At 41.5% G+C, this 14,943-nt stretch carries 8 protein-coding genes; 2 read left to right on the plus strand and 6 right to left on the minus strand.

Annotated features, from left to right (window positions below; translation table 11 throughout):
- The first annotated feature begins 107 nt into the window (after window positions 1–107).
- Window positions 108–800, plus strand: coding sequence for an AzlC family ABC transporter permease (locus RCP16_RS17925; RefSeq protein WP_308640977.1), 693 nt, complete (start codon window positions 108–110; stop codon window positions 798–800).
- On the plus strand, window positions 793–1,113 hold the full coding sequence (locus tag RCP16_RS17930; protein WP_308640978.1) for an AzlD domain-containing protein: 321 nt from the start codon (window positions 793–795) through the stop codon (window positions 1,111–1,113). Before RCP16_RS17925 ends, RCP16_RS17930 begins: the two co-directional genes overlap by 8 nt.
- Before the next feature lie 21 nt (window positions 1,114–1,134).
- Here the strand turns inward: RCP16_RS17930 and RCP16_RS17935 are convergent, their stop codons facing one another.
- The 6 genes from RCP16_RS17935 to RCP16_RS17960 form a co-directional block, all read right to left on the minus strand.
- Window positions 1,135–2,679, minus strand: coding sequence for a right-handed parallel beta-helix repeat-containing protein (locus tag RCP16_RS17935; protein ID WP_308640979.1), 1,545 nt, complete (start codon window positions 2,677–2,679; stop codon window positions 1,135–1,137).
- Between the two features lie 174 nt (window positions 2,680–2,853).
- Window positions 2,854–4,245 carry an MATE family efflux transporter gene (locus tag RCP16_RS17940; protein WP_069325798.1) on the minus strand — a complete coding sequence of 464 codons (1,392 nt, stop codon included), beginning with the start codon at window positions 4,243–4,245 and terminating at the stop codon, window positions 2,854–2,856.
- Window positions 4,246–4,501: 256 nt separating this feature from the next.
- Window positions 4,502–7,033, minus strand: a complete 2,532-nt coding sequence (locus RCP16_RS17945; RefSeq protein WP_308640980.1) for a LamG-like jellyroll fold domain-containing protein — start codon at window positions 7,031–7,033, stop codon at window positions 4,502–4,504.
- A gap of 86 nt (window positions 7,034–7,119) precedes the next feature.
- Window positions 7,120–10,860: an alpha-L-arabinofuranosidase family protein gene (locus RCP16_RS17950; RefSeq protein ID WP_308640981.1), complete on the minus strand. Its 3,741-nt coding sequence runs from the start codon at window positions 10,858–10,860 to the stop codon at window positions 7,120–7,122.
- A 228-nt stretch (window positions 10,861–11,088) separates the two neighbouring features.
- Window positions 11,089–13,875 carry a glycoside hydrolase family 3 C-terminal domain-containing protein gene (locus tag RCP16_RS17955; RefSeq protein WP_308640982.1) on the minus strand — a complete coding sequence of 929 codons (2,787 nt, stop codon included), beginning with the start codon at window positions 13,873–13,875 and terminating at the stop codon, window positions 11,089–11,091.
- A gap of 162 nt (window positions 13,876–14,037) precedes the next feature.
- Window positions 14,038–14,829, minus strand: a complete 792-nt coding sequence (locus RCP16_RS17960) for a carbohydrate-binding protein (RefSeq protein ID WP_308640983.1) — start codon at window positions 14,827–14,829, stop codon at window positions 14,038–14,040.
- Window positions 14,830–14,943: the final 114 nt, after the last annotated feature.

The raw sequence follows: 14,943 nt of genomic DNA on the forward strand, positions 1-14,943 counted from the left end.
TACTTTTAATTATAATCTATACTATAATCATACAAAAGTTAATTATAATATACTAATTAGTTATTACTTTATACTTTCACAAAATAGAATACAAGGAGAATTGGTATATGCTCACTAAACAGCAAACCGTTAGAACCGCTTTGCTTGAAGCTTTACCTTTAGCATTAGCGATAGCCGCTTATGGATTATCTTATGGAGTACTGGCTACACAAGCACATTGGAGTCTGTGGAGTACGATACTTATGTCTTTGCTCGTCTTTTCCGGTTCTGTGCAATTGGTGATCGTGGCTATGTTTATATCAGGGGCTGCTTTGCCAAGTATGCTGATCACTGCGGTATTGCTTAATTTGCGTAACTTGTTATATGGAGCTGCACTGGCAGATAATCTAGCACCTGCTTCTCGAAAATATCGCTGGTTATTAGCATTTGGTGTATCAGATGAATCATTTGTTCTGGGAAATATACGTTATCAGAAGTATGGAGCAGATCCTTTGTATTTTGGAGTGGTGGCAGGAACATTTTATAGTGCATGGGTTGTTGCTTCTTATATCGGTGCCTACCTTGGTGATCTTATTGATCCTGTACGTTGGGGATTGGACTTGGCTTTTCCAATTACATTTGTAGCTTTACTTATTCCTACTCTGACTCACAAACCGATTATTGCTACTGCTATCACGGCGTTAGGTATGGCTAGTCTATTACATCATATGATGCCAAATAGTGAATTTAATCTTATTTTAACAGGTATTATCGCTCCATTAGTTGGACTCTATATTGTAAGGAGGTCACATCATGGCTGATCCGTGGATTTTGATTATTGTTCTATGTATCTTGACTTTTCTGTCACGTCTGATCGGTGTTGAAATGATGGCAGGGCGAGTATTGAATCCCACCCTGCGCTTGTATTTCAACTTTATTCCGATTACGATTATGGTGGCGCTTATTGTAGATCAAATATTTACGACTAACCATGGATCATCTTCTATCTCATTGCCTATTCTCGGTGGCTCTATAGCAGCTGCATTAATGATTAAAGTCACCCGTTCATTTCTGCTTACTGTTGTCATCGGTATACTGGTTGGACTTGGAATACGGTACTGGCTCCATATTTAAAATGTAACTGCATTATGATTGTTATTGATCAGCACCTATAGTAATCGGCGAATGGCTTTTGCGAGGTTGTCCATCGATATCCAGTGTACCTACTATAGATGGATCAGCAATCCCTTGATGAATGGCTGGCGAGCTTTGTTGTACATGGAAATTTCGCTTCGCTGGATCTACTAATTTGGGATTAGCAAATAGTGAATGGGCATCGTTACCACTACGTTTACGATAATCTGGAAAGCCTGCATACTCTTTATTTTTCCAAATCCATGTGGCTTCTGCGCTACCATTCGGTGCATCGTACAGATTATAATCAATAATATTGCCACTATTTTTGGTGTATTCATTGTAGATAAGCACATTGGATGCACCAGCGACCATAATATTATTTTTGATCACATTGTTGCGTGTATCGTATTGCACATACAATTGTCCGTTACCACGATTGAGAGTATCGTTCTTATACAGCGTATTGTTCATAATATGACTATTGATCGTTGAACCTCGCTCGGTATCATATCCGCCCATCGCGATGCCTGTAAGTCGATTGCTGAAAATAATATTGCTTCCCACTGTAATATTGTCGGTTGATTTGCCGGCATGTTCTGAAGCGATCTCAATCCCAATATCGTTGTTATACACTTTATTTTGTTCGATCACTGTATCTTTGCCACCATCCACATAGATAGCGCCTGCCGAGTTGCTGTTATTGGGTATCTTTTTCCCGTAAAAAGGATTGCGATTAGATGAGATATTGTAGATGGTATTGCCTTTGATCACGCCTTGACGGGCAACATCGTACTTCACATTAGGCGCTGTTCCTTCATATCCGATCACATCAATCCCTATATTATCGTTATCATGTAAACGATTATGACTGATCGTAAATTTCTCTACATTCCCATTGACGACTAGCGATTCGCTTGAACCCAATACGAGATTGTACAGTTCATTATGATCGATCGTAATATCATGTAGCGACTCTGGTGCTTTGTTGCCATACACTGCTATACCATGTGCATCTCGACCTGTTGCATGATTACCTGATAATGAGACCGTACTTTTAATATCATGAATTTTATTTCCTGTAATTTGAATATGACTACCTGCTCCTTGTATACTGATGCCTGTTGGTACTTCATCCGCATGAGTAGTCGTATAATTACGAATTTCTAATCCTTTGATCGTAATATAACTAGCATTTTGAATATCGATCATTCCTTGCAGTCCATCAACGGCTTGACCTGTTCCATCTAAGACTGCTTTTTCCGAAGAATAAGGAGTAAAAGTAATATTGCCTTTGCTTGCTGATCCTGAGCGAGTAATCGCTAGCTGTTGCTTATAGACACCTTCTCGCAGATAGACCGTACTGCCTGCGGGCACTGTATCTGCCGCATGTTGGAGCGTTTTCCAGGGAGAAGTGATTGTTCCTTTCTGACTATCTTTACCTGTAGGCGAGACATAATATGTGTTCGTTGCTGCTTCTGCTGAAGGTTGGCTACAAGAAATCAATAATCCGATACATAATACACAACCCAGACGAAGCAGACGATATATTTGAGACTTTTGCAATTCATACTCATCCTTTCTTGATTAAAGATCTGAACATGTCCCATTATAAACGTAATCTGATGACTGTCTAGCATTCTATTCGTAATGCCCCTATTCACTATACTTTAAAATAACGTAAAAAAAGCCCTGACTACAGACGTCTTGCATCTGCAATCAAGGCTTATTGATATTTGTCTAAATGACTCGATGTTGAAGCCATTTATTTCCTCGGAATCGTTTCATAAAGATCAAGCCTCTGACGGCCCATTCACAATCCATCGCGATCCAGATCCCGAGAATACCCCAACCTAGCGTAATCCCAAGGATATAACCCAGTACAACCCGGAATAACCACATAGATAACATTGACACCAGTGAAGTAAACTTGGAATCTCCTGCTGCACGTAAAGAAGAAGGAGTGATAAACGCAATCGCCCACAAAGGAACTTGAGCAATCGTATTAATTAAAAGAACTAAGAAAATATCGTCTACAATCTCTGCTGGTGGATTAAAGATCGAGATTAATGGATAGAAGAATGGGAAGATCAATAGTCCCATCACGACAAATGAAAGCGACGATAAAATAAGAAATGACTTGGTAAATTTGCGAGCATCTTGGATATGTCCGCTACCAATACACTGACCAACTACTGTAATAATCGTAAGCGCTAGTGCATTGGCTGGAATCTGCATCACGCCTGCTAATGAAGAACAGATCGCATTCGTAGCGATGGCATACGTTCCCATACCTACAATAAAGATCTGGGTTAAAATTTTACCCCCATTGAAAAACATTTGTTCAGCGGCAAAAGGAAGACCGATAAAGAGTACTCTTTTCAACATCGAGAACTTGATAATCAGAATCTCACGCAATTGAACTTTCAGGTTAACATCCATTTTGAACAGATAATAGATTGCACAAGCAGCGCCCAAATATCTTGCAATATTCACCGACAATGTCATTCCGAATACGCCCATATGTAACCCGTTAATAAAGACAAAATTCAACAACACATAAATTAAATTCATAATCAGCGATAACATCAATGAAGCTCGTGTACTACCTACCCCACGTAATGCTCCACATACGGCTTCCACGATCGCTATGCCCAGAAAAGAAGTACAACTTCCGATTAAATACGTTCGTGCTAGATTCATCACATCCGCTTCAGCCGATCCAAAAAGGATATTCAAAATCGGTGCATGAAAAATAATCCCGAATAAAGCTACCGCTATCGCCAGTAAAGAGACCGAAGAAACGGCTCCTGCACTCGCTTCAGAGACTCCACGCTCATCTTCGCGTCCTTTGTACTGAGCAACAACTACGGTTCCGCCTGTCGCAACAGCAATAAATACACTCAGTAGAAAAATATTGATCGAATCGATCATATTGACAGCACTGACTGCGGCTACACCTGCTGAACTGATCATTGCAGTATTGATTAAGTTCAATCCCATAATAAAAATCTGATCGATCAAAATCGGTACAAACAGCGCAATCATCTGACGATAATGAATCGTTGATCCTGAAAAGTACTTATCTAGTAGTCGATGACTTCGCTTAAACTTAAGTTCAAATGGTTGCATCATAGTTCACTTCTTTTACATTAGAATGGGCATACCTGAGAAATAGACCGACATTAGTGTATCAAAAGGGCTTTATTACAATATAACTAGAAAAAAATAGTATAAAAAAGCTCTTCAGGTCAAAAGCAACTGAAGAGCATGATTGATAGTGTCAATATAAGAAGCTTGTTGTCCAAGCACATGTCCGTCGATTGCGTACATGAATATATCATTCTTTACATGAAAGAACAATACTTTGGCGCAATCTTGGATGTTTTTATGATTTCGCTAATTGAGAAAGCTGAGCAGGTGTTAGACTACCTTTGTAAATACGTAACTCATCCATCTGCCCTTTGAAAGGAGTATCCCAGTAGTTCACACCTAGACCGAAGCTAGCGTTACCACCTGTAAAAATATCCGGGAAGTTCGTCCCGCTAAACTGCTGGACGCCATTCACATAGATCGTTAAGCTACCTTCATCGACAGAGAAAGCCAGATGCGTCCATTGATTCGCTGGAATCGTCACGCCTGTCACTCCGTCATACCACGCTGTGCCCGACCAGACCATCGCCTTGTCTGCTGTTGCACCACGCGGAATTAAGCTTACCCAGTGATCGGTATCTTTCGCCCCGAAAAAGGCAGGTGAATAGGTTGTCAATTGATCTGGCTTCACCCATACCGCAACCGAATACGAATTGTTAGAGATCAATCCTTGTGGCAAACGAATACCAGATGTCCCGTTGAAAACAGCTGATTGTCCACTGACTCCAGTACCATACGTAATCGTTCCCACTGTAGAATCTAAGCGATCTCCAGTCACTGTTCCTTGCCCGAATGTTGTCGTTGTGTCTTTTAAATTATGTTCAAAACTGTATTGTGCTGTTAATGTAGCTTCTACAAAAGGTTGTACGGTTACCTGAAATACTTTGGTTTGTTTGATGTTACCTTTGCTAATAGAAGCAGTCAGTGTAACATTTGCTGGTGCTTGCCCTGCTTGCGGACGAGTGACTACACCTGTATTACTAACAACTGCTGGATTGGAACTTGTCCAGACTACCGATGTGCCACGACTCGCTACAGTCGGCAATTGTACATTGCTGATTATATTGGATACATCACCTAGACTCAGATCACTATACACATCTGCGACCACTTGCTTATCCGATTCCTCAACGAGACGACTACCCCAACCCATTGTTCCATTGGTCGATAAGGCTGTGAATGTCATATTATACTGCTTGGTCACTGGATTCCAATCTTTCACAAATACACCTGTATACTTCACACCATCAATCGTGAGTATAGCATCTGCTGTGCCTTTTTTCTGCCATGTTCCTTGCAGTTCGCCCGAGATCGTACGATCTTTGTTGAGACGAATATATTGTGTATTTTTGATCGCCGCAGAAGAATCATTCCCATGATCGATAAATTGATAATCGCCTACAACCATCTCTTCACTTACTTTAGCTAACGTCTCACCTGCATACCGGTAAGGAGATACAACAGGCCAGCCTTCTTTATTGATATACATCTGGTGAATACGAAGTTCATGCTCTTCACCTCTCGCCGGGAAACGAGTATGGAAGACAAGGAATGTCTGCCCTGTTTTATCATCGGTGTAGACCGAGTTGTGACCTGGAGAAACATAGCCGAAGTTTTCTCCATACCCGGGATCGCCTACTTTGCTATCCCATAAATAATTACCGATTAGCTTATTACCATAGGTCACATTAGACGTTTGCGCAGGCCATGTGGCTTGTTGCCCTTTCGCATCTTGATAGGGACCATCTGGCTTGGTCGCGCGGAAGACACGCATATTGTATCCACCATTTGCAGCCAATCCGCCATACGTCATATACAGATAGTAGTATCCACTTTCTTTGTTGTATTGAATATAAGGCCCTTCACCAGACTGACCGTAACCGCCAGCAACTTTGGTGCCGAAATAACGATCAATCAAGCGTCCATCTTTGGTTTGCCCATCTTTGCCCGGATAGATCGGTTTGCCTGTTTTGGCATCGATTTCTAATACAAAAATACCGCCAGACCATGAACCATAAGTCATCCATAGCTTACCTTTCGTATCCGAAAATATCGTTGGATCTATCGCATTAGGATAGTTCTGATTCGCATAGGTTCCGTCTGCATTGAACCATGCTGAACTTTCACCACTTAATTTTTTCTGATTGATCAACGTCTGTATATTGGTGTTCGTCCATTTTTTATCAACTGTACTGTTGTTGTCGAATGCTTTATCTTTGGTAAATCCAGAATAGATCATTGTATCGACATACGTATAAGGTCCTTCTATTTTTTGAGATACCGCCATACCGATGGCAGAGCGAATATAGGTAGAAGATGTGCAGTAATAGATAGTATATGCACCTTTGGTGCCATCCGCATTCACATATTTAGGATTCCAGATCACATCTGGCGCCCAGACCGAGAATCCACCTTTGCTATCTGCATCATTTTCGCCTGCCCATTTGAATGAACCGGCTAGGTTTTTGGAAAGATCGCCATAGATCGTATTTCCTGGAGTAGTGTAACCGTTTGCAAATGAAGTCCAATTCATTAAATCTTGTGATTTAGCAGCAGAAATATGGGAACCGAATACATAGAACGTTCCACCTGCTTTGATAATCGAAGGATCATGTACCGATACATTGGAAAATGTAGGGCTAGTGACGGCTTGCTTCAACTCATATTCTTCTGCATGAGATGTAGTTCCTCCAAAACCAATCGCAGGAATCGTTAATGAGATCATCAATGTCAGTGCAGTTGCTTTTTGAATCCAACCTTTATTCATTACTTGTGCCCCTTCCGCATAATAAAGATGAGAGCGGATCATAGTCATCCGCTCTTTGTGACTAAAATAAGAATAGAAATGAATGATTACGACTGTATATCCAACACCAGCACATTCACAGAATTTGCAGACAATGGAACGACTAACGATTGATCCTCGATCTGTAGCTGTTGTTCTTGAGGTACCACTTTCTCGTCGTTCTTTTTGTTTACATTGGGAACATGTACAAGCTCAGCATCACCAGTTAACGTGATGAATTGAGCTGTTGGTGAGACATTTAATGCTTGCAGGTTGATGCGTGTAGCTTTGTCAGCATCATCAGCATTTACTAATTTGATATAGATATGCTTCTCGTCTTTGGTGACGGAATGGAATACTTCACGGTTGTAGGCTTCTAGCTTGTAATCGTGTACTTTACTTGTTGTCTGACCGTCTGTATAGAAGCAGATTAAGCGATTGCCTGTATCCCCACCATAATTAACTGTAATCGTATACGGTGTATGATTAGTGATCGGTTCATAGCTAGCTGCTCTTAGATTACCTGCGGCTGTACTGGTCGAATAATCACCTAATGTATAGCTTTCTACGCCTTGCTTATGCACTTTAACACCTGTAGCGTGACCGTCATAACCAATCGCATACTCGATCACATCTTTGTTCTCCGCAGAGATATCAGTCAGACCTGCACCAATGTAAAATCCATCGGTACCGGATACTCTAGAAGCCACCACCTCCACTGTGTAATCTGTCCACTCTTCATTGATAATATAAAGTCCATTAAGCCCACTTGCTTGTGCTTTCAAAATTAATCCTTGTGCTGGATCGATCGTATAGCCTACAGAACCCGGAATGTCTTGCCAGATCGGTTGTAACTCTTGTGTGAAATCTTGTTCCAGCAGTACAGAATGATCTTTATTCGATATCACTTTGACACGGCTAACGATCATCTCAGCATTGCCAGTCGCAATCTCGATCCCACCACGCGGAATCCATTCGATCGATTTTCCATTTTTATAAGTTGAAAAGGAAGTTCCCAGTACTTTTGTTCCCAGATATTTCGCATATAAATGCTGTACATAATAGTTCGGAGTAAACCAGACACTTTCATCATCGAACCAGATACAATCCGGTGTCCAGCGGTATGTTCCATCGGTTAATACTTTGTTAAATAGTGGTGCATAAGCGGCTAGACGAACCACATCTGCATTATTTTCAAAACCAGTGATCACGGCGGCTTCGGCTACAGCGCCTGCAAGCGTGTTTTTATCTGTAGACGCATATTCACCGACAAATACTTTAGACGATTGTTGCCAGTCGATACTGCCATCTGGATGATATGCTCGATAATAATAGTTGTACCGATCTGCATTACTGAGTAAGTATTCATTGGAACGGTAATAATGCTCATCGGCAATCGTATCCATATAATTGGATTGATCTTTATACCATGTGACAGTTTCTTCAGTTACTTTCTCCCCATCGGCAAAAGCCACTTCTGCTGACCCTTCCATATTGCCACTCAAAAATTTCCAGCCTTGTTGGTAGGCATCATCATCTGCTTGTGCTCCAACGGTTGAGATAATATGGAGTTCATGATTCGGATAATGCTTCTCCATGTACTGATCAATCGCGACCTTAAACACTTCAAAGTTAGCAAAAAACTCTACACCCCAGTTTTCATTACCAACGCCTAGATAACGAAGATCGAATGGTGCTTCATGTCCCATATGGCGACGCATCGCTGCCCATTCATTATTTTCAAAATCCATACTAATCGCAAAGTCGATCAGATCGGTAAAGTTCTTAATAAAGTAATCCCGTAATTCCCCACCTGCTGGATGCGCATAATCAGAGCGTGCCTGACACAATACACCACATGCCATGACAGGAAGAGGAACAGCATTCAAGTCTTCAGCTAATTGGAAATATTCCATATAACCGAGACCCATCGTCATCATATAGCCCCAGACGTTAAAGTTTTCTTTGCGTAATTCAATATCTCCGATCGAGTCTTTCCAGTCGTATACATTTTCCCAGATAAATGAACCCTCAGAGATACAACCACCTGGAAAACGTAAAAATTTAGGGTGCATTTCAACCAATGCGTTAACCAGATCTTTACGCAAACGGTAATTCGTATTGCCTGTATAGTTAGCATGAGCAGAAGAAGATGAGATCTCTTCTGTCGCCCCCCATACATCGAACGGCATCAACGAGACCATATCAATAGAGATTTCGCCATCAAACGTAATCGCTAATTGCCCGAATGTATCTGCTGTACCTGTCAATGTAATCGGAACATCGACTCCGTATTTTTTCCATGTGTGATTGCCTTCAATCGGTATCGTAATTGGCTCGCTGATGCTATCATGCTCAGCAGATTGTAGTTGGATCGTGATGCTTCCAGCAGATTCCGCTTTTGCCCAAATCGTGAAGTTATACTGCGCCCCTGTACGAATCGCCATCGCACAATTATGATTGGTATCGCCAAATCCTCGATTATAAATCGTTGCTTCATCCGCTACTGTCACATAATAAGAGTTCACTTCTGGATCTTGTACGCCAAAGTGTTCATTTAACCCACCACTGGATTGTGGAGTCATCTGCTCTGTATCTCCAAACCATGCAAATAACGGCTCACGGTTACGTCCAGTCGAACATCCACATTCACCAGAAGCATGAGAATAGGTATCAAATGCAAACGATTCAAACGAACGATTTTGTATCAATTCTGCATAGATTCCGCCATCGGCTGCATTATTAATATCTTCATAAAATAAACCGTACATCACTTCACTAACATCCAATACTTCCTGATCGCCATGAATAGTTAGCGTATACGGTGGCAAATGAGCAGGTAATACAGACACGTGGTAACTCTTTTCAAGTCTAGTCGTGCCTCTAGTCAATACAGCTGTTAATGTAACTGCTTGTGGCTCAGTAACTTGTCCCATCTGGCCTTGATCCGATAACCATGCTGGTTGATTGGAAGTCCATGCTACATTTACCCGTCCACCCATCAATTCCTGTGGTAATGCAATATCTTTGGTAATAATCGTTGTTGGGAAAGACAAATATTTATCTCGTGCTAGTCCAATAATCTCTTCATCGGTTAATGAATCGCACATCACTTCTATAATCTCATCCGCAGATAATCCTGCTTCATAGACACGGAAATCAGCTAGCGAACCCACAAAATCATCATCCGCAACAAACTGAGAACGTCCGATATAATTTGCATTCTTTGTAGTCTGTTCTGCGAATGCTTGGAAAAAGTGACGCAAGCGTGCATAGTTACCGCTAGACGTCTGGCTAATCGATCCATCGGCAAGTACTTCACCGTTTACATAGACCACAGGGCCGGCACTACTGAGCGTTCCACCTTCTGTTCCTTTCACAGATAAAGCCACATGCATCCATTCATCTCGTACAAATCCTTTACCCGGATCTATCGCTAGATCGCCATCAGCAGTCAGGGTTCCGCGCATCTGACGTGTCATAAATAAAGACGGACTTCCTTCTCCATTACCAAAATCAAAAAGGCGTTCCCATATACTCACGCCCATGCCCAAATTCACCCATGTTGTGATTGTTATTCCATTGTTATCGCTTACATTTTGAAGTGCGTGAACAGGAAGTTGAATAAATGAACTACCATTTCGTCCTCCTGCAAACGTAACTGCATGTCTACCAAAGACTTCAGAGATTACAGGCTTGATCGTGCCTGCGACGATCCCATCATTTCCTTTACCTGAAGAATCTTGCTCAATATGTTCTGGATTATCAAACTTATAATGTACGATGAGTTGATCTTGTAGTTGAGTCATGATTATTCTCCTATCTACTCTCTATAGTTAATATAAATATTAATAAATTAATATAATTGCATATTATATAGCCATATTACTCTACTATGGCTATACTTTTCAATGCTTAATTTTGAAATTAGTGGAAAATAAGTAGAAAAGGATGTCGATTTTTAGAAAAATGATAGCAAAAACCACTAGCCCTTTGCTCACTAGTGGTTTTGTTATCTTTCATTTTATGAAGAATACTTACACTTTTCTCAATTCCAAATGCTTCACTTCAATTCCTGGCTTCACAAATTCAAACTTCAATTCGTATACTCCTGCTTCTAATTCCACCTTCACTAACTTCTGTGTAACCCACTTGCCTTCTGTACCATTCGTCTGGATCGTGGTCACAAGCTGATCATTAAACGTTAAGTTACAAGCACTTTGCGCCAGATCATTATCAGGTGACATGACATAAGCGAACAATCGGTACATTCCGCTTTCTTTGACTTCGATAAATGTAGATTCATCGGTATCCAGTGGAATCGGTTGGTTAGGTGTTACTTTTTGTGCTTGTTCTGCGGATAAGCCTGCATTGCCTTTAAATAGATCAATACTTTCAACAAAGGCTTCTTTACGGGCAAACACAGGCGCTTGCATAATAAATTCACAAATATTAATCGCACAACGTTGTAACTCGCCTACGGTTAAAGATCCATTCGCTAGAGATTCGATCGTGTTATCGCCCCAAGCGTTCGTCTCTGCTCCATAGTTAGGCACAACCATATACAGATCGTTTTGCGCACGTACCATAGCGTTCATGTTTTTGCGATCAGCAGGACCGGCTTCAGCCGTATCATTCATAATCGCCCACCAGTCGGTCATCACGATACCGTTAAAGCCCCATTCACCGCGTAGAATCGTTGTATTCAGATCATAATTGGAAGCCGCCCAATGGCTATTAATCGGATTGTATGAAGTCATGACCGAGTTCGCTCCACCTTGCTTCACAGCAATCTCGAATCCTTTTAAATAAATCTGGCGAAGCGCACGCTCAGAGACAACAGCATCGACTTTACTACGATGTTTCTCCTGATTATTACAAGCAAAATGCTTCAGTGTCGCATTCGAACCGCCTTTCATAATTCCACGCGTACAAGCCGCTGCGAACACACCTGAGATCAACGGATCTTCTGAAAAATACTCAAAGTTACGTCCATTTAATGGACTACGACGGATATTAAGTCCCGGTCCAAGTAATGCATCAATATGGTTAATCAGCATTTCCTGACCTTCCATCATATACAATTCTTCAACCAGTTCACTATTCCATGTTGCCGCAAGCAGTGTTCCAATCGACACCTGTGTAGATTGCTCTCCGCTATCCATACGAATCCCAGACGGGCCATCTGCTGTACATGCGACTGGAATACCATAGCCAAATAGATTGTCACTCACGCCGCCAAAAGCAGATGCTGTCCCTGATGTTACCAGTGGACTACTCATCCCTTCTCCGCGGACTAGAGCAGCCAAGTCTTCGTTATTCAATTGAGCTACAAATTCTTCGATACTGACTTTGCCATCGGCTACATCTTTCAGCTTATGTCCTTTATCTCCTGTCTGCGCTAGGGTTTCAGGAAGGTTTTGCTGAATGCGTTCTTTTAGCGAAATCTGGCGTGTTGGAGCTTCGACAGAACTCAGTTCATACGTGCCATCCTCTTTGCGAGTACCCGGTTTGACCCGATTAAAGCTTTCAATAGGAGCCATCGCTTCTGCACATTGCTCCACCACATGCAACTGTTCCAGTACATAACCACTTTGTCCATTTACCTGTACAGGTTGTACCTTTTTCACACTGGTTCCTACATGGAAAATATACGTCCCACTTTCTAGAACATAAGCAGAACGGTGCCCTGTTACTCCGCTATCATCGTAGGAAGCCAAAGAAGACATAGGGAACGTAATCGTTAACGTTTCTGCTTCTCCCGGTTGTAACAGCTTCGTTTTGCCGAATCCTGCTAACACTTTGACAGGTTGGCCCAGTTCTCCTTGAGGTGCTTCTACATAGACTTGTACCACTTCTTTACCTGCAAACGTAGACCCGCTATTCTGCACATTGACCGTGAACTCAATATGTTCTTCTCCGTCTTTGGAGATCACTTTAGCTTCTTGGGCATCGATCGTAAAGTCTGTATAAGATATGCCGTATCCAAATTCAAACTGTACTTTCTCCGGGCAAAACGTTTCAAAATAGCGATAACCTACATAAATATCTTCTTCATATACACTTTTAAATTCGTTACCATAATTACGTGTAGACGGGTAATCTGCAATCGAATAAGCAATCGTATCGGTTAACTTACCACTAGGTGTCACTTCACCGACAAGCACATCTGCAATCGCGTTACCGCCTTCCATTCCGCCATGCCATGCGTAGATGACACTGCTAATCGGGTGTATGTATCCTGTATCATTAATCCAGCTCATATCTACAATATTGGATACATTCAAGATCACAACCGTCTGGTCAAAATGAGCAGTTACATGTTGCAACATGGATTGTTCCTCAATCGTTAATTTATAACTTCCCGGCTCATCTGCATTATCCTGATCTTCACCAGCAGTACGTCCGATGATCATAATCGCTTTGTCCGAATGTTTACGTGCTTCGGCGACCAATTCATCTGTTAACGGCATTTCTTTCTGGAACCAAGGCTCTGCAGCCCAACCCCCGCCACCGTTATCAAACGGATTTTCTTCGATCCACTTTTCGTAGACAGATGCTAATTGTTCGTTGACTGTAATATCCGCTTTACTGCGTAATCCATCCAACAGATTAGTCGTATACGCTACATGTACACTACCACCAGAACCTGTACCACTGCGATAATAATTAACTTGTGTCCGTCCAAATATTGAAACGCTTTCTTTTTTCTGAATCGGAAGAACCTGACCCTCATTTTTCAATAATACTGCACCTTCAGCAGCCACTTTACGACTAAATTCTGCAAATCCCTTTAATGGAACGCCTATCGTTGATGTACTCAAATGTATCGCCTCCTGATTAGTTGATCTATCTATATTATGTACTTCATCTTGTGCAAAAGCAAAACGTAGAGCAAGTGTACATAATGAAAAAAAACTAACTTTGCTGACTAAAATTAGTTCTTTACGATAAGTGGAACATGATATCAAAAAATCACATCGATCTCAAGCTTCCCGACCATATATTTCAAACTGTGTCAAAGCTGGAAAAGGAGAAGGATCATCAGATTGGATTAACTCGCTCAATGTAACCCATTCTACTGCTTTTTCTTGGATCGAAATGATTTGCGGTTGATGCGTCTTAACCAGATTCACTTGCTCTGAACTTCCATCCGAATACGTCAACGTCACCCGCTCCCAATAATTATCATGTGGAAAATCAGCTCGTAACGTCAACACTACCTGATGGATCAATACATTGCGCCCAAAATGAATCGTAATCGCCGCATCTGGACGCTGATTAATCCCCCACGATTCATAAGGCCATTCTCCATGCGAATGATTGGCACGATTACCATTGATTGCATTCCGCGCTGCAAAAACAGCTTCACCACGCGTCTCTACATTTGCCGAAGCATGTGGATAGCAGGTTTCATTGGTATGTTGATCATAAGGGTTGTAAGCTAAATTGCGATAAGCCTGAATCTCTTCCGTCGTTGCTAAACGTGCAGTCAACAGATGCATCTCGCCTGTAAACGATTTCGGTGAGTATGAAGATCTTTTTTCAGCAAAAGGTATTGAGTATGGGTATTCTTCGCCTGTAAAATAAATAAAAGCTTCACCCATCGAGTCTTCCAGTTGGATCATGAGATATGTATTGGGTTTGGAGCATTTGAGGACAATGATATCTTCGGGTTGGTACGCTTGGGTGTACACGAGATGTACTTGGTTGGTGTCGGTATGAGAAGCTAAGACTTTGCCAGTGGCGCTTTGGATTTCAAGCGATAAGTTGGTCATGGGCTTTGGCTCCGTTCTATTGGTTTATTTATAGTGCTTTAAAGATTTATCAAGAGTTCTTTCAACAACACAGATAGATGTACTGCTAATTATAGAAAAAGCTATCATAATTAA

This window comes from Paenibacillus nuruki (assembly GCF_963311185.1).
Classification (GTDB): Bacteria; Bacillota; Bacilli; order Paenibacillales; family Paenibacillaceae; genus Saccharibacillus; species Saccharibacillus nuruki.